Origin of the sequence: Vibrio sp. 661, assembly GCF_033339315.1 — a bacterium.
In the GTDB taxonomy this organism is placed as follows: domain Bacteria; phylum Pseudomonadota; class Gammaproteobacteria; order Enterobacterales; family Vibrionaceae; genus Vibrio; species Vibrio alginolyticus.
Genome location: NZ_JAWOUJ010000013.1, coordinates 35,559 through 52,821, shown reverse-complemented (window position 1 = coordinate 52,821; position 17,263 = coordinate 35,559). Strand labels below are relative to the sequence as shown.

The 17,263-nt window shown below is 45.8% G+C and carries 16 protein-coding genes; 4 read left to right on the top strand and 12 right to left on the bottom strand.

The genetic code is table 11. From position 1 onward, the window contains the following. Positions 1-18: 18 nt before the first annotated feature. Positions 19-1,395 (bottom strand): PhoH family protein, encoded by a 1,377-nt coding sequence (locus tag R7P69_RS18770; protein WP_005381133.1) that lies wholly within the window; start codon positions 1,393-1,395, stop codon positions 19-21. A gap of 561 nt (positions 1,396-1,956) precedes the next feature. Here R7P69_RS18770 and rapA point away from each other — a divergent pair. Continuing rightward, positions 1,957-4,866 carry an RNA polymerase-associated protein RapA gene (gene rapA / locus R7P69_RS18765; protein ID WP_005388434.1) on the top strand — a complete coding sequence of 970 codons (2,910 nt, stop codon included), beginning with the start codon at positions 1,957-1,959 and terminating at the stop codon, positions 4,864-4,866. Positions 4,867-4,975: 109 nt separating this feature from the next. Here the strand turns inward: rapA and R7P69_RS18760 are convergent, their stop codons facing one another. Then, positions 4,976-6,241, bottom strand: coding sequence for an NRAMP family divalent metal transporter (locus tag R7P69_RS18760; protein ID WP_005381130.1), 1,266 nt, complete (start codon positions 6,239-6,241; stop codon positions 4,976-4,978). Between the two features lie 342 nt (positions 6,242-6,583). On the opposite strand from R7P69_RS18760, the gene rluA reads away from it, so the two are divergent. Beyond that, on the top strand, positions 6,584-7,336 hold the full coding sequence (rluA, locus tag R7P69_RS18755; protein WP_042523486.1) for a bifunctional tRNA pseudouridine(32) synthase/23S rRNA pseudouridine(746) synthase RluA: 753 nt from the start codon (positions 6,584-6,586) through the stop codon (positions 7,334-7,336). 103 nt (positions 7,337-7,439) lie between these two features. Then, positions 7,440-8,402 (top strand): D-2-hydroxyacid dehydrogenase, encoded by a 963-nt coding sequence (locus tag R7P69_RS18750; protein WP_151514342.1) that lies wholly within the window; start codon positions 7,440-7,442, stop codon positions 8,400-8,402. Between the two features lie 89 nt (positions 8,403-8,491). Here R7P69_RS18750 and yjgA read toward each other — a convergent pair whose 3' ends face one another. After that, positions 8,492-9,019: a ribosome biogenesis factor YjgA gene (gene yjgA / locus R7P69_RS18745; protein ID WP_025767614.1), complete on the bottom strand. Its 528-nt coding sequence runs from the start codon at positions 9,017-9,019 to the stop codon at positions 8,492-8,494. Positions 9,020-9,129: 110 nt separating this feature from the next. Here yjgA and pmbA point away from each other — a divergent pair, with 110 nt between their 5' ends. Beyond that, positions 9,130-10,473, top strand: coding sequence for a metalloprotease PmbA (gene pmbA, locus R7P69_RS18740; RefSeq protein ID WP_005381122.1), 1,344 nt, complete (start codon positions 9,130-9,132; stop codon positions 10,471-10,473). A gap of 64 nt (positions 10,474-10,537) precedes the next feature. Here pmbA and mgtE read toward each other — a convergent pair whose 3' ends face one another. The 9 genes from mgtE to lptC form a co-directional block, all read right to left on the bottom strand. Beyond that, positions 10,538-11,896: a magnesium transporter gene (gene mgtE / locus R7P69_RS18735; protein WP_005381121.1), complete on the bottom strand. Its 1,359-nt coding sequence runs from the start codon at positions 11,894-11,896 to the stop codon at positions 10,538-10,540. A 148-nt stretch (positions 11,897-12,044) separates the two neighbouring features. Beyond that, the gene (locus R7P69_RS18730) at positions 12,045-12,320 is read right to left on the bottom strand and encodes an HPr family phosphocarrier protein (protein WP_005381120.1); all 276 of its coding nucleotides are present in this window, start codon (positions 12,318-12,320) and stop codon (positions 12,045-12,047) included. Between the two features lie 2 nt (positions 12,321-12,322). Beyond that, on the bottom strand, positions 12,323-13,186 hold the full coding sequence (rapZ, locus tag R7P69_RS18725) for an RNase adapter RapZ (protein ID WP_005381118.1): 864 nt from the start codon (positions 13,184-13,186) through the stop codon (positions 12,323-12,325). Positions 13,187-13,200: 14 nt separating this feature from the next. Further along, on the bottom strand, positions 13,201-13,647 hold the full coding sequence (gene ptsN / locus R7P69_RS18720; RefSeq protein WP_005381116.1) for a PTS IIA-like nitrogen regulatory protein PtsN: 447 nt from the start codon (positions 13,645-13,647) through the stop codon (positions 13,201-13,203). Positions 13,648-13,649: 2 nt separating this feature from the next. Continuing rightward, positions 13,650-13,937 carry a ribosome hibernation promoting factor gene (gene hpf, locus R7P69_RS18715; RefSeq protein WP_005381114.1) on the bottom strand — a complete coding sequence of 96 codons (288 nt, stop codon included), beginning with the start codon at positions 13,935-13,937 and terminating at the stop codon, positions 13,650-13,652. 24 nt (positions 13,938-13,961) lie between these two features. Then, on the bottom strand, positions 13,962-15,431 hold the full coding sequence (locus R7P69_RS18710; protein ID WP_005381112.1) for an RNA polymerase factor sigma-54: 1,470 nt from the start codon (positions 15,429-15,431) through the stop codon (positions 13,962-13,964). Positions 15,432-15,481: 50 nt separating this feature from the next. Continuing rightward, positions 15,482-16,207: an LPS export ABC transporter ATP-binding protein gene (lptB, locus tag R7P69_RS18705; protein ID WP_005381111.1), complete on the bottom strand. Its 726-nt coding sequence runs from the start codon at positions 16,205-16,207 to the stop codon at positions 15,482-15,484. Between the two features lies 1 nt (position 16,208). Continuing rightward, positions 16,209-16,703, bottom strand: coding sequence for a lipopolysaccharide transport periplasmic protein LptA (lptA, locus tag R7P69_RS18700; RefSeq protein ID WP_005381109.1), 495 nt, complete (start codon positions 16,701-16,703; stop codon positions 16,209-16,211). Next, the gene (lptC, locus tag R7P69_RS18695) at positions 16,684-17,247 is read right to left on the bottom strand and encodes an LPS export ABC transporter periplasmic protein LptC (RefSeq protein ID WP_005381106.1); all 564 of its coding nucleotides are present in this window, start codon (positions 17,245-17,247) and stop codon (positions 16,684-16,686) included. Before lptC ends, lptA begins: the two co-directional genes overlap by 20 nt. Between the last annotated feature and the right edge of the window lie 16 nt (positions 17,248-17,263).

The following is a 17,263-nucleotide window of genomic DNA, read 5'->3' as shown; positions in this document are numbered from 1 at the left end:
TTTGTGAGTCGGTGTCAATTACAGGTTTTCTTCAGCAAATTCCGCCAAGCGGCTACGAACCACGCCGTTAAGGTGAATATTCGCGCTGCCTTCAAAGTTCTTGAAGCGTTCAACCATGTAGGTCAAACCAGAGGTCACTGGGGTGAGGTAATGGGAGTCAATCTGCGCCAAGTTACCGGAGCAGACGATTTTGGTTCCTTCACCACAGCGGGTGATGATGGTTTTGATTTGTGATGCAGTGAGGTTTTGACACTCATCAAGCAGTACAAACGCATTTTGAATCGAACGGCCACGCATAAAGTTGATCGATTTAAATTGAATGTTGGCTTTATCGCAGATGTACTTCAATGAGCCTTCAGTGCAGTGATCGTGTTTATGTAGCGCTTCCAAGGTATCGGTCACCGCCGCTAACCACGGCATCATTTTCTCCTCTTCGGAGCCGGGTAAGAAGCCGATGGATTCACCGATATCTGGCGTGTTACGTGTTACGATAATTTTATCGAACATGCTTTTTTCAATGGTTTGCTCCAATGCTGCTGCCATTGCCAGTAATGTCTTACCACTACCCGCCGCACCCGTTAGAATCACCAAGTCAATTTCTGGATCGAGTAAGGCATCTAACGCCATTCCCTGGTAGATATTTTTAGGTGTGATGTCCCAAGCCTTACGATGCATTAGACGTTCGCGGCTCAGGTCGAGAAGCGTTAGCTTGTCTTCATTGATGGTTTCTACGCGACCAGCAAAGTCACTGTCTTCATCAATAACGTATTGGTTGATAAAGGTTGGGTCGAAGGGTTCGCGACTGAGTTTGTGGTAAGTTTTTCCGCCCAGTGCATAGCTTTCTACTTCCTCAATACCGCTCCAGAAATCACCTTCACGCAATTGAAAGCCTTTGGTTAGGTATTGAATGTCGTCAATCAGTTGGTCGGTTCTATAGTCCTCAACAAAGCGTACACCAGCCCCTTTGGCTCGCAGACGCATGTTGATGTCTTTCGTGATCAGTACCACTTCACGTGGTGCACGTTTATTTTGCAGATAAAGCACCGCGTTGAGAATACGGTTGTCACCGGCTTTGTCGGCGAAGGCTTTGACGGTTTCCTGCAGTTCAAAATCCGCCAAAATGGAAATGGTACCTTGGTCGGGGTTGTCTTTAGAAACAGGAATGCCTTCAGAGATTTCATCTGGCGTTGCTTCTTTAAACAAATCTTCCAAGGTGCGAATAGCCACGCGCGCATCTCTTGCAACGTCGCGCTTACTGTCTTTGATTCGGTCGAGTTCTTCCAACACGGTCATGGGGATAACGACATCGTGTTCTTGGAAAGAGAAGATGGCAAAGGGTTCATGAAGAAGAATGTTGGTATCGAGTACAAACAGTTTCCGATCGGTATCGCCCATAGCGTCTCCTTGCCGTAGTACGGCTCTGCATGCGAGTTGTTAGGTCGTTTCCAAATAGGTGTGAAGTGACCTAACTCTGATTGCTTGCAATAGAGGTTGTCGGGCTGATGTCGGCTAGTGTGCAACCGAGTAGCAAGACAACTTACTGCAAACCCGTGTTGATCCTAATCGTGTACTAACGCGCTTAAATCATATGCAATGGTTTTAAACGCCCCTCATTAGAAGTATACGTAATATTTACGTTCTACAACTTAATAATTGGCATGAGTATTTTACAATTTGATTGCATTTAGAGTTTGGGAAAAAAAGTTTCTGCTTGGTGCGGTTTCGGCGTGACCTAAATCACAGCTTCAAGTAAGATTAGCGACCTTTTTCTGCGTATAGGCTACGTCCGATTTATCATGTTGAGCTGGCTTAAAAAATACTCAGTTCATACTGAAATGACGAATGCTATCGGCATAGCAGAAGCCAGAATCAGATCTAAACTATTATCCATGCCCACGGGCATGAGTAGACCAACAAGAAATACGAATCAAGAACTAATAACGAGGTAGTCAATTCATGACATTTGCTTTGGGGCAGCGCTGGATTAGCGATACGGAAAGCGATTTAGGTTTAGGTACCGTTGTAGCAATGGATGCTCGTACTGTGACATTGATGTTTGCAGCGTCAGAGGAAAACCGAGTTTACGCACGTAACGATGCACCTGTTACCCGAGTCACCTTTAATGTTGGGGATGTCATCGATTGCCAAGAAGGTTGGTCTCTAAAAGTAGAAGAAGTACTGGAAGATGAAGGTCTTTACACCTATTTCGGTACTCGTGAAGACACGCAAGAAACCGCTGTTGTTCTGCGTGAGATTTTTCTTAGCAACCAAATTCGTTTTAACAAACCTCAAGATAAGTTGTACGCCGGTCAAATCGACCGTATGGACAACTTTGTTCTGCGTTATCGTGCGCTAACCAACCAGTTTGAGCAGCATAAGAGCCCAATGCGTGGCCTATGTGGTATGCGTGCAGGTTTGATCCCTCATCAGCTTTACATCGCGCACGAAGTTGGCCGTCGTCACGCGCCACGCGTCTTGTTGGCGGATGAGGTAGGTTTGGGTAAAACCATCGAAGCGGGCATGATCATCCACCAACAAGTTCTGTCTGGTCGTGCCGAACGCATTTTGATTGTGGTGCCTGAAACACTGCAGCATCAATGGCTGGTTGAGATGATGCGTCGTTTCAATCTGCATTTCTCTATCTTTGACGAAGAGCGCTGTATCGAAGCGTTTGCGGATGCAGAAAACCCATTTGATACTCAGCAATATGTGCTGTGTTCTTTGGATTTCCTACGCAAGAGCCGCAAGCGTTTTGAACAAGCACTGGAAGGTGAATGGGACCTACTGGTTGTCGATGAAGCGCACCACCTAGAGTGGAGCCAAGACAAACCAAGTCGCGAATACCAAGTGGTAGAAGGCTTGGCTGAACGTACTCCTGGTGTGTTGCTACTGACTGCAACGCCAGAGCAGCTTGGTCGTGAGAGTCACTTTGCTCGTCTGCGTTTGTTGGATCCAGACCGCTTCTATGATTACGAAGCATTCGTTGAGGAAGAAGAGCAATACGCGCCCGTAGCAGATGCGATTACTTCACTCTTTTCCGGTGAAAAGCTACCTAATGAAGCAAAAAACCAGATCACTGAGTTGTTGTCTGAACAAGACGTAGAACCACTTTTCCGCATTATCGAAAGTGAAGCGGACGAAGAAGCTAAAGCGTCGGCACGCCAAGAGCTGATCGATAACTTGATGGATCGTCATGGTACAGGGCGTGTTCTGTTCCGTAACACGCGCGCGGCCATCAAAGGCTTCCCTACGCGTAACGTGCATCTGATGCCAATGGATATTCCACCGCAATACACTACATCAATGCGTGTTGCAGGGATGATTGGCGGTAAGATGAGTTCTGAAGCACGTGCGATGAAGAACCTTTACCCGGAAGAAATTTTCCAAGAATTTGAAGGCGATGACGCGAGCTGGTGGCAGTTTGACTCGCGTGTGAATTGGTTGCTTGAAAAAGTAAAAGAGAAGCGCAGCGAGAAAATCCTCGTGATTGCTTCTCGTGCGAGTACCGCACTGCAATTGGAGCAAGCACTGCGTGAGCGTGAAGGTATCCGCGCCACCGTTTTCCACGAAGGTATGTCGATTCTTGAACGTGACAAAGCGGCGGCTTACTTTGCGCAAGAAGAAGGTGGAGCACAAGTTCTTATCTGTAGCGAAATCGGCTCTGAAGGTCGTAACTTCCAGTTTGCCAACCAACTTGTCATGTTCGACTTGCCATTCAACCCAGACTTGCTTGAGCAACGTATTGGTCGTTTGGACCGTATCGGTCAAAATCGCGATATCGACATTCATGTTCCTTACCTGAAAGGCACATCGCAAGCGATCTTAGCACGTTGGTTCGATGAAGGCCTGAACGCTTTTGCGGAAACCTGCCCAACAGGCCGTGCTGTTTACGATAAGTACTCCGATGATCTGATTGAAATTCTTGCCTCTGGTGATACCAGCACGCTAGATGAGATCATTGAAGCGTCAGCAAAAATGAATAAAGAGCTGAAATCCCAATTGGAGCAAGGCCGTGATCGCCTATTAGAAATGCATTCAAATGGCGGGGAAAAAGCACAACAAATCGTTGAGAAAATTGAATCAACCGACGGCGATACCAATCTGGTCACCTTTGCACTTTCTCTATTTGACACGATTGGCTTGAATCAAGACGATAAAGGTGAAAACGCCCTGATTGTGACCCCATCTGAGCACATGATGGTGCCAAGCTACCCAGGTCTGCCATACGAAGGAGCGACGATCACGTTTGATCGTGATACAGCGTTATCTCGTGAAGATATGCACTTTATCAGTTGGGAACACCCAATGATCCAGGGTGGTATCGATCTTCTTATGAGTGAAGGGGTGGGGACGTCTGCGGTATCTCTATTGAAAAACAAAGCGTTACCAGTCGGGACTATTCTTCTTGAGTTGATTTACGCGGTAGATGCGCAAGCGCCAAAACGCAGTGGTATCGCGCGCTTCTTACCGAAAACGCCAATCCGTTTGATGATGGACTCGCGTGGTAATGATTTGTCTGCTCAAGTGGAGTTTGAAAGCTTTAACCGCCAGCTCAGCCCTGTAAACCGTCACTTAGGTAGCAAGTTGGTTACGTCGGTACAGAAAGACGTACACCGCTTAATTGAAGCCGGTGATGTTCTTATTGAAGAGAAGGTCGAAGAAGTACGCAAGCAAGCTCATCAAGATATGCAGCACAGTTTGAATGCAGAGCTTGAGCGTTTGCAAGCACTGAAAGCGGTGAACCCAAATATTCGTGACGAAGAAATTGAAGCTATCGACGCACAAATTAAAGAGCTTACTGGTTATATCAACCAAGCTCAGGTTCAGCTCGACTCGCTGCGTTTGATTGTGGTGAGCCACAACTAAGTAAGTATTTATTGCTCATTAAAAAAAGGTCTTCAGTTGAAGACCTTTTTCTTTATTTACGGTTTAGTTTCTTTATGCGGAATGCATTAATCACTGATAGCTATCTCATTTACATCAACCACTTCCACCAGATAAATACAGCCAAGAAGCCAAACAAGTAAATCAGGCCTGCAATCGACAACCACTTTAGTTTAGGTCCAACAGCCAAAGGCTCAGGTAACTCAGTTTTGCTCACTAAGGTGTAATTTAGCAGAGCAAAGAATGGCGTGGTCATAAAGGCGAGGATCATCGCAAAGTTCAGCATAGGCAATAACGCAGAAGCCCAGAAAACCACAATACCCAATGCAAGTAAGGAGACTACCAGCATGATCGCTGAAGTGGTTTTAGGGTTAGTGTCTGGTTGCGAGCGCAGTAAGCGTTGAGAATCCGAAATAACGCGCGAATAGCCATCAATAACGGTAATCGTGCTGCCAAAGATACAGAAAAACGCAATTACCGCGATCAAGTAACGAGACCATTCGCCAATCGTTGCCGCATATAAGCCAACCAATTGGTGGGAGAAGCCAACGCCAGAGCTTTCAAGCGCAACGCCAGAACCATAAAGCATCAAAGAGCCTAGCGATACAAAGATAATGGCAAGAAACGCCGTGCCAATATAACCGACATTAAAGTCAAATAGAGCAGAGCGGTATGTTACTTCTTGCTGGCTTGATTGGCGTTTTAGCCACGCTGAGGTTAAACAGGAGATCTCTATCGGTGCAGGCATCCACCCCATTGTCACGACGATAAAACCAATAGCCGCAATAGACCAAGGTGACGGCGGCTCGAAGTTGGCTACTTGCTCAACAGGGTTACCAAAGGCGATAGAAACAGCGAGTAAAGTCGCGATGGTTAACACCGACATGATCACCTTAGATAGCGTATCGAGCGCTTTGTAATGGCCAGCAAATAATATGATCAGGCAGGTGACAATCACAATGATGCTGAGTGATGCCATTGATAGTGAAAACGGAATGAAGTAGCCCAGCAAGCTAGCGCTAAACATCAACAAAGCGGCGGTATTGATGACGGCCGATACCACGCTCAGAAATAGAAATAGCCATAGATAAGGCCGACCTAATTTCGCGTAGCCCTCAACCAAGGTCAGCCCTGTCCCCATGGTGTACTGTACGCCCGCTCGGAAAAAAGGGTATTTAAACAGGTTTACGAGCAGAATCAGTGCAGCCAATTGCCAACCATAAATCGCACCAGCCTTGGTTGATGCCACGAGGTGAGAGCCACCGACCGCAGCAGATGCCATTAATATGCCGGGGCCTAGCGAACGAAAAAATAAGGAAAGTTTGGATTGGGGTTTATCTATAACGGCGGAGTCCATTGCTTATTGTCCTTTTTATCTTATGTATCTTTCTAAAGAGATACATACCGCAGTACATGACAAGCTGAGCGAACGCCCTATACTGCGCAACGGTAATGTCTTTTAAATGCTGTGTTTTGGTGTATTTATTTTAAGTATTCTTTGCGAATATCATGCTGTGTGCATCTAGCACTCTATTCAGTTATGCGTCTTGTTGTCAAACTAAATTTACAACGTGCTATTTTTAGTTTTTATGCTAAAGGATTGACTTTGTTTTATTGGGTTGAACTTTTCTTCAGAATCCTGCATCTGGGTGCTATTTGGGTATATAATCGTGGCGTTTTTATTTTGTAGAGATCTCCCATGGCAATGCTTGAATATACCCCTCCCACCGACCCTTGGGTTGATATCGTTTTTGAGGATGACGACATTCTGGCAGTGAATAAGCCATCAGGGCTGCTGTCTGTCCCTGGTCGCCTTGCAGAGCATTACGACAGCATGTGGAGCCGCCTCAAAGAGTTGCATCCAGAAATTCAAGTTGTGCATCGCTTGGATATGTCGACATCAGGGTTGATGTTGCTGGCGAAAAACAAACCCGCGGAGCGAGCATTAAAAAAGCAGTTCCAATATCGCCTCACTCACAAGGTGTATTACGCACGTGTTTGGGGGCATGTTGAGCCGCAAGAAGGGAATATTGATCTTCCATTAATTTGTGATTGGCCAAATCGTCCACGACAAAAAGTATGTTTTGACGACGGCAAACCATCTCAAACTTTATTCCAAGTAGTGAAGCGTGAAGTGCACCCTGATGGCACCCATACAACCGTTGTGCGGTTACTCCCCATTACTGGTCGATCGCATCAGTTACGCGTGCATTTGATGGCGATTGGTCATGCGATTGTGGGTGATGAGTTTTATGCAAGCGAAGAGGCGTATCAGTTTTCAGAACGTTTAGAGTTGCACGCTGCGGAGCTAAGTTTTTATCATCCAGCTACGGATCAGCTGAGCAGTATTTTTGTACCCTGTGACTTTTATTCTGAAGCCGAGGCGATGATCTTTAACTATTTTTCGCCAGAGCGTACATTGCCTGATTATAAAACGTTGCCACACCCTTAATGCCAATTGCACTCAACAGCGGTTCTTTCTAGTTCGCTATTTTTGGCTATTTCGTTACTGTGGTTGATGTATCCTGTCTTTCAGCCGTGAACAAGGAGTTGTTATGTCTTTGCCAAGCATCGTATTTTTAGACCGAGCGACCATCCCAGAACATATTGAGGTCCCACGACCTGGCTTTCCGCACCACTGGCGTGAGTACGACCTAACTGCGCCTGAGCAGGTAATAGAAAGGTTAGCAGATGCCGATATCGTGATTAGCAATAAAGTCCTGCTTGACCAACATGTATTAGAGCAACTACCAAAATTACGGATGATCGCGGTTGCCGCAACTGGTTTTAACAACGTCGATGTGAACTACTGTGCTAATCATGATATTGCGGTTGCTAATGTACGTGGTTACGCGACGCGTTCGGTGCCCGAGCACGTGATGGCAATGTTATTCGCTTTAAGACGGAATTTATTTGGGTACCACCAAGATATTGCCGCAGGTGAGTGGCAGCGTAACCAGCAGTTTTGTTTTTTTACTCACCCAATCGGGGATATTGGTGGTAGCACGTTAGGTGTTGTTGGTAGTGGGGCACTAGGGCAAGCGACGGCGAATCTGGCTCAAGCGTTAGGAATGACCGTGTTGTTTTCTGAGCGTAAAGGGGCGGCAGAATGTAGACCAGGTTATGTGCCGTTTGAGGAAGTATTAAAACGCTCCGATGCGCTGACTTTGCATTGCCCGCTCAACGATCGTACTCAGAATTTAATTGGTCAAGCTGAGTTGCAACAAATGAAGTCCAACGCCATTTTGATTAATACAGGGCGTGGAGGTTTGGTGGATGAGAGCGCGCTGGTGGATGCCTTAAAACAGCAAGAAATTGCAGCGGCTGGTTTTGATGTTTTTACACAAGAACCGGCTGATGAGAGCAATCCGCTGATTGCCAATATGAGTTTACCTAATTTGTTACTTACACCGCATGTTGCATGGGGCAGCGACTCATCTATCCAACGTTTAGCGGAAATCTTGATTGAGAACATTAACGCTTTCGAGCGCGGAGACCGCGTGAATCGCTTAGTGTAACGCTGACAGTAAAACCAAAGATAAAAAAAGCAGACATTGACGTCTGCTTTTTGCGTTTAAATCGAATGCTCATTGCTTGAGCCGTCGAATTAAAACTCTTCTTCGTTTAGACCTTTAAGGATCTGAAAGATTTCGCGGTACGCTTTTGCTGGTTTCCCAGCTTTTCTCTCTTTCGCTGCTTGGCGAGCAAGTTGGCGTAGACGCTGACGATCCGCTTCTGGGTACATTTCCATTACGTCATCAATGGCTTTGTCACCTTCTTCCACTACGCGATCACGCAACGCTTCAAGTTTGTGGAATACCGCCGTTAATTGAGAGTGCTTATTACGAATTTTATCCAGTGCGGCTTGGATTGGCTCTGGATCTTCGTAACGCATCAATTTACCAATACGTTGTAATTGGCGACGACGCGCTTCATTTTTAAAGCGTTGCGCGTCAGCAATTGCTTCTCGCAAATCTTCGCTCAATGGAAACTTTTCTAGAACTGAAGGTTTGAGGCCGACAAGCTCCTCACCTAGCTTTTGCAGTTCTTCCATGTCTCGCTTCATCTCGGATTTACTTACCCAGATGATCTCTTCTTCTGGTTCCCATGGCGCTTTTTGATTCTTACGTGCCATTTCAGTTGCCTGTGTTTTGATTAATATTATGACTATTTTAACAAGAATCATGGGGAGAAAGCGAAATTCTTGTTATCCTATTGTTCATCAAAGACAAGATGTGAAAGACAATGGATATTAAACAGCAGGTTGCTGAGCAACGTACCGAGCTAGAGCAAGCCGTCGCAAGAGCCTTAAAGCTTGCATCGGCAAAATCTGACGCCGCCGAAGTCGCAATTACTAAAAGCACTGGTTTAAGTGTTTCAACTCGTATGGGTGAAGTAGAGAATGTCGAGTTCAACAGCGATGGTGCGCTGGGCATTACCGTTTACCGAGGTCAACGCAAAGGCAGTGCTTCCACGTCTGATTTAAGTGAAGCGGCAATCGAGCAAACCGTTATAGCGGCGCTAGATATTGCACATTACACATCTGAAGACCCATTTGCAGGCCCTGCAGCAAAAGAATACATGGTGCAAGATATCCCTGAGCTTGATCTTTTCCACCCTGACGCACCCGATCCAGACTATGCTGCCAATGTGGCGATTGCAGCAGAAAAAGAGGCGCTAAGTTATAACAGTGCAATCAAACAAAGTGATGGCGCGAGTTATGATAGTCATTACGGCGTGAAAGTGTATGGCAATAGCCATGGCTTATTAGCTAGTTATGCGTCTAGCCGCCATAGTACTAGCTGTTGTGTAATTGGCGTTGGTCAAAACGGCGAGATGGAACGTGATTACAGCTACACCGTGGCACGTCATCGTGATGACTTATGGACCCCAGAAACGGTGGGTCGTAAGGCGGCAGAGAATACGGTTAACCGCTTAGATGCGCAGCGTCTAAAAACAGGTCAATACCCAATCATGTTTGCGGCTGATGTTGCGACAGGCTTGATTGGCCATCTCGTTATGGCGATCAGCGGTGGTAACCTGTACCGAAAATCTTCTTTCTTACTTGACCATCTAGGCAAACAAGTGCTTCCTGAATGGTTCAATATCTCAGAACGTCCGCATGTATTGCGTGGTTTGGCATCAAGTCCATTCGATAGTGAAGGTGTGTACACTCAAGACCGTGAGATCATTACCGACGGTGTGCTAGCAACTTATCTGTTAACCAGTTATGCCGCACGTAAAATGAAGATGACGCCGACAGGTCACGCTGGTGGGATTCATAACTGGTACGTGAAGTCGACAGGCCAAAACTTCGAACAAATGCTTAAAGAGCTCGGTACTGGTCTTCTAGTGACAGAAGTCATGGGACAAGGTGTGAACGTGGTAACGGGGGATTACTCTCGCGGTGCCGCAGGCTTCTGGGTTGAGAATGGCGAAATCCAATACCCAGTATCAGAAATTACCATCGCAGGTAATCTAAAAGACATGTTCACCAAGATTGTGGCGGTTGGTAGTGATATTGAAACGCGCTCACAAATCCAAACGGGCTCTATCCTACTGGATACCATGAAAGTGGCGGGTGAATAAGCTTTTCTAGCAATTCAGAATCAAAAAAGCCTGATGTGTTCATCAGGCTTTTTCGTTTTTTCTGTTAGGTAATCAGTATTGTGGCAAGCCCTAAGAAGACAGATAAACCAATCACATCCGTCACCGTTGTTAATGCCATACCACCAGCTAAAGCAGGATCGATGTTCATTTTTTTCAATAGGATTGGAATCGTTACTCCTGCAATACCTGCGACCAATAAGTTGGTCAGCATGGCGGCGGAAATGATTCCTCCGAGCATCCAGTTACCTTTCCAAGCAACAACAATACCACCAATAATCAGCGCCCACATGATACCGTTGAGTAAGCCGATCGAGGCTTCTTTCATTAACAGTTCGCGTTTGTTTGAGTCACCGATATGACCAAGAGCAAGACCACGAATCACTAGTGCGACGGTTTGGTTACCAGCGACACCACCCATGGACGGAACAATCGTCATCAATACCGCAATGGCGGCCATTTGGTCTAATGTGGCCTCAAACATGTTAGAAACGGAAGCAGCAGCAAGGGCGGCTAATACGTTAGCGCCAAGCCAGATACTGCGTTTGCGAGCTGATTTTACAACAGGCGCGAAAGTATCTTCGTCATCGTCCATACCCGCCATACTCATCATCGAGTGTTCCGCGTCTTCACGAATAACGTCAACCACGTCATCGATGGTGATACGACCGACCAAATGCAAGTTTTCATCAACAACAGGTGCAGATACCCAATTACGGCGTTCGAACAGACTCGCAACATCTGAGTCGCTAGTATCGACGGTGATGGCCTCGTCCGCGTCTTCCATTACATCAATGATTTTTACGTCTGGCTGAGTGGTAATAAGCGTCGTGATCGGCAGTTCACCGATGAGCTTACTCTCTTCATCGATCACATACAGGGCATCCGTAGCTTCTGGAAGCTCGCCTTTCATACGTAGATAACGCAAAACTACGTCCACATCGACGTCACCACGAATTGTGATGACGTCGGTGTTCATCAGTCCACCCGCAGTGTCTTCTGGGTAGGATAGGGCGGTTTCGACCCGTAGACGGTCAGAGGAGTCCATTTGCGACAGGACTTCGCGTGACAGGTTGTCAGGCAAGCTACGCAGTACGTAAGCCACGTCATCGGTATCCATGCCTTCTGTCGCTTCTGCAAGCGCTTCTGGTGCCATTTTGGATACGAGGCTGTCTTTGACGTCTTCGTTCAGCTCGTCAAGGATTTCACCATAATCTTCAGGGTCGGTGAGTTGCCAAAGAACTTCACGGCTCTTCCGTGGGGAGGCTTCTAAAAGGTGAGCGATATCCTCAGGTTCCATGTCCTGTAATTGACGACGAACATGGACGAAGCGGCCATTTTCTAGCGCTTCTGTGACTTCTTGGAGGGCTTGGTGAGCTTGGTCGAATTCAATTTGCTCTGCCATTCATTCCTCCCAATTCCTGATATTTACAATGCGTTGAATAATAACTTAATTCTAGGCGCCTTTTAATAACAACTTATGATACTAAGCAAATTTATTTATTAGGTCAGGGAAGAGAAAGATAATGGGAGGTAAGAAAAAAGCGAGTAAACTACTCGCCTTCATCAAATTTATCTTCGATCAAGTGGCAAACGGCATCCAGTGCTTCTTCCGCTTGCCCACCCGTTGCGTGGATCGTGACGTATTGTCCTTGAGCGGACTCTAGCATTAACAGGCCCATTACGCTGTCTGCTGTGGCGGTTTTGTCTTCTTCATTGTCGATGGTGATGACCGCTTCAAAGCTCTGTGCCAGTTCGACCAGTTTGACTGCTGCACGAGCATGTAAGCCAAGGCGGTTTTGAATCAATACTTTACGACTTAACTCCACGGCTATTCCTTAGCGTTTTTCTCTAGTGAGGTATGGCGAATTTGTACTTGGTGTCCTTTGTTGGCGAAGTATTCACCGATTTGCTGAGTTAAGTACACCGAGCGGTGCTTACCACCAGTACAACCGATTGCAACGGTCAGGTAGCTGCGGTTGTTTTTCTCAAGTAGAGGTAACCAATTCTCTATAAAGCTTTCAATTTGATATTTCAAACTTAACACCGATTGGTGTTGCTCTAAAAATGCGGCGATAGGAGCATCCAGACCTGTAAGCGGGCGTAGTGCTGGTTCCCAATGTGGGTTAGGTAAGAAGCGAACGTCGAATACGTAATCGGCATCGGAAGGCAGGCCGTATTTAAAACCAAAAGACTCAAATACCATAACGAGCCCTTTGCGATCTCTGCCTTCAACGCGCATACGCACGGTTTCACTCAATTCATGCAAAGACTGCCCACTACTATTTAGGACCAGATCTGCATGCGCTTTGAGTGGCGTCAAAATTTGCTTCTCACGCTCGATGGCTTGATCGAGCGAGAGGGAGGTGCCACCTAAAGATAACGGGTGAATTCGGCGTGTTTCACTGTAGCGTTTGAGTAGCGTTTCTTTATTAGCGTCCAAGAAAAGCACGGTCACATCAAGCTCAGTTTTTAACTGTTCTAGTGTACTCGTCAGTTCTTTTAGCTTTTTAGGAATATTGCGAATATCAATGCTGACTGCAACATTCTGTTTGCTGTCAGCAACAGAATGAACAAATGCGTCTAGCAAGTTAACTGGCAGGTTATCAACACAGTAGTAACCTAAGTCTTCCAGTACACGAAGCGCAATACTTTTACCGGCACCTGAGTGCCCGCTAACAACGATTAGTCGCATGGAGTTAGTCCTGCTTATTGGTGAATCATGATGTCGTAAAGTTCTTCATCACTCTGAGCATTACGCAGTAGTTTTAATACTTGCTTATCGCTCAGACGTTCTGCCATAGAGGATAGAGTCTTGAGGTGCTCTTTGCACTGTTCTTCTGGTACAAGGAGCGCAAAAAGAAGATCGACAGGTCGATTGTCAATCGCATCAAATTCGATTGCTTCATCACATTGCAGTAAGACAGCAATGGCCTTGTCGCTTGATTGCATTCTCGCGTGAGGGATCGCAATACCGTTTCCGATACCGGTACTGCCCATTTTTTCTCTATTGAGCATGCATTCGAACAGCTCGGTAGAATCTTGGCCCGTTTGATCAGCCACGATACGGCTGATCATTTCAAGGGCGCGTTTTTTACTCGTGCAGTGGACCGCACTTTTGGTGCAGTCCAATGACAGTATTTCGCTCAGTTGCATGATTAATGACTGTTTAGTTTTTCTTTGTGCTTATTAAGTTGGCGAACCAATTTATCTACCAGCGAATCGATCGCGGCATACATATTTTCGTCATCGGCTGATGCGTGGATTTCGCCTTGATTTATGTGAAGCGTAGCTTCCGCGATTTGAGTAATTTTTTCAACTTTTAGTACAACATGCACTTGATTGATATGGTCGAAGAACCTTTCGAGCTTCTGAAACTTAGAATTTACATAGTCTTGCATTGAATCGGTAAGATCAACGTGATGGCCTTGAATATTGATTTGCATAGACTTTCCTTTTCAGTTAGTGCCTTATAATAGGCGTTTACGCTGACTTGAAGGGGCAATTCCCAAGGATTCGCGATATTTGGCTATCGTACGTCTTGCGACCTGAATCCCTTGGTCAGCCAGAAGAGCAGCAATCTTGCTATCACTCAGTGGTTTGGCAGTATTCTCTGCTGCGACCAGTTTTTTAATGAGTGCACGAATTGCTGTTGACGAACATTCTCCGCCGTTGTCAGTACTAACATGGCTAGAGAAGAAGTACTTCAATTCAAAAATACCACGTGGTGTATGCATAAACTTTTGCGTTGTTACACGAGAAATCGTGGATTCATGCATGTCCACAGCCAAAGCGACATCATTGAGTACCATTGGCTTCATGGCTTCCTCACCATACTCGAAGAAATCTTGTTGATGTTCAACAATACATCTTGCAACTTTGAGTAGCGTCTCGTTTCTACTCTCTAAGCTCTTAATTAACCATTTTGCCTCTTGCAAATTGCTGCGGATGTACTGGCTATCCGCGCTATTACCTTTGCCTAATTGAGCATATTGTTGATTTACTTTTAATTTTGGCACGCTATCCGGGTTTATAGAAACGGTCCATTTGCCATTGTCTTTAAAAACGGATACGTCTGGAATTACGTACTCGGTATCATCAGGAGTGATGCGACTACCTGGACGAGGATCTAACTGTTGGATAAGCTTTAAGACTTCACGAAGATCGGCTTCTTTCAGCTTAGTCTCTTTGATGACGAGCTTGTAGTCTCGGTTGCCTAGGTGATCAATATGATCCGCAAGTATCATTTTGGCTTCAGCAAGCCACGGCGTGTCTTCTGGGAAGGTCGTCAGTTGCAGTAACAAACATTCTTGTAAGTTACGCGATGCAACGCCAAGAGGATCGAATTGTTGAATGCGTTTACGAACAGCTTCTACTTCGTCTAACTCTATCTCTTCATTATCGAAGCTCTCATGAATCTCTTCAGGCGACAAAGTTAAATAGCCGTAGTCGTCAACAGCGTCAATAATCGCTAATGCAATCGTGCGGTCGGTTTCACTGAATGGTGTTAGATCAAGCTGCCACATGAGGTAATCATGTAATGATTCAGTGGTTTCGCCTTGGTAGACGGGCATATCATCATCAAGAGCTAAGCCAGTGCTACCAGTATTCGCGCTGTAGACGTCATCCCAAGTCGTGTCGATTTCAAGTTCAGAGCTAATTTCTGATTTCTCTATCACATCGGAGCTATCTGGAACGTCAATTTCTGTTGGTTCGCTAGCACTGTTGCTATCAGCAGCCTCGACCGCTGACTTATCTTCACCGTTTGCTAGAGGCTCGTCTTGGCCTTCTTCAACTTCCAATAATGGGTTTGAGTCCAACGCTTCTTGGATTTCTTGTTGAAGATCGAGTGTCGACAATTGCAATAAGCGAATCGCTTGCTGCAACTGTGGCGTCATGGCTAACTGCTGACCTAGCTTGAGTTGTAATGAAGGTTTCATTCAGTGTTACTTACCTTGTAATGCTCAGAATCTTACCGTTCCTAATATAATCATAGACGGAATTGTTCGCCGAGATAAACTTGTTTCACCTGTTCATTATTGAGAACTTCTGCCGGAGTTCCCGATGCAATTAGGTGCCCTTGGCTCACGATATAGGCTTTTTCACATACGTCCAGTGTTTCACGTACATTATGGTCAGTGATTAACACTCCGAGACCACGATCGCGCAGATGCTCAATGATTTTCTTGATGTCATTAACCGAAATTGGGTCAACACCAGCGAAAGGTTCATCCAATAAAATGAACTGAGGGTTGGCCGCTAAAGCTCGAGCGATTTCCACCCTGCGTCGTTCACCCCCTGATAGTGCCATACCAGCACTGGTTCTGATGTGCTGGATGTGGAATTCTTCCAACAAATCTTCCAGTTTATCTTGGCGCTCTTCCCTCGTCATTTCTTGACGAGTTTCAAGTACGGCCATGATGTTATCTTCTACTGAAAGCTTACGGAAAATCGACGCTTCTTGCGGAAGATAGCCAATGCCAAGGCGTGAACGGCTATGCATCGGTAAAATACTGATGTCATTGTCGTCAATGGTAATGGTGCCCTCATCACGAGGTACTAAGCCGACAATCATGTAAAACGAGGTGGTTTTACCCGCACCGTTTGGACCGAGTAGCCCAACAATCTGACCAGATTCAACTTCTAAGCTAACATCAGTGACGACTTTGCGTTTTTTGTAGCTTTTCGCCAAGTTTTTCGCACTCAGTACTGCCATATTAGTTCTCTATCTGATTGGGTTGCAAAATGGTCGTAACGCGCTCTTCCTTAGAGCTATCTGCGACTAGCTTTTGTTTACCAATTTGGTAACGAATCGAAGAACCTTTGATGGTGTTGTTGTCTTGTGCCAGCTGCGCTTGACCTTTCATGGTCAGTTCGTCTGTAGAAATACGGTAATCCAACTCCGTAGCTTGACCACTAAGTGTTTTACCATCGTCCATCAGCTGAGAAAACTTCGCAGGTTTACCAAATGCTTGAATCTGTTTAATTGCTTCGGTTTTAGGATCGCGAGTTACCACGATTCTATCAGCATCGATATTGATGCTCCCTTGCTTAAGAGATACATCGCCTTCAAAAACAACCTGGTTACTCTTCATATCAACCTGTTGGGTGTCAGAGTTTATGTAAACCGGCTGTTGAGTATCCGACTTGAGTGCCAGCGCTTGAGGCGCCGCCAATACCAGTGCCAGTAGGCTAAGGTGTAACGGTTTCATATCGACCTTGAACTTCATCTGTCAGAGTCGCAGTATGCTGTTTTAGGTTACCTTGCATTGCGCCTCCAGTAGTTTCAAATTGTGGTCCAACCAACATTACTTGTTGGTCAGCTTTAAAATCACGATTGGTTAGATTAATGACCAATTTGTCTGTTGCCATGGTATCAAAACTCGCACCAGGCAGAAGATTTTGCATTAAGACTTTGTCATATAAAGTCAAAACTTGGTCTTCATCTAACACTGCTCTTGTGGCAGTCACCTTCCATTCAATGACGCTTCCTTCACGGTAAACCATCAAAGTCGGGTTATTAAAAATAGTATCTCCACTCTTAGCATAATGGTCTAAGTTAGTGGAGCGAATGATGTAACTGCGGACACCATCTTCACCGTAGGTGATGTTTTCTAATCCAGAACCACTGAACATGGGCAGTTCAGAATCTGGTGCTACTTGAATTGCATCGTTGCCTTTAGGGGTTAGTAGGTAATAACCGCACCACGCTACAACGAAGATCAAGAGCAAATAAATAAGGCGAGTAAAACTCATATAATGAAGGCCTATC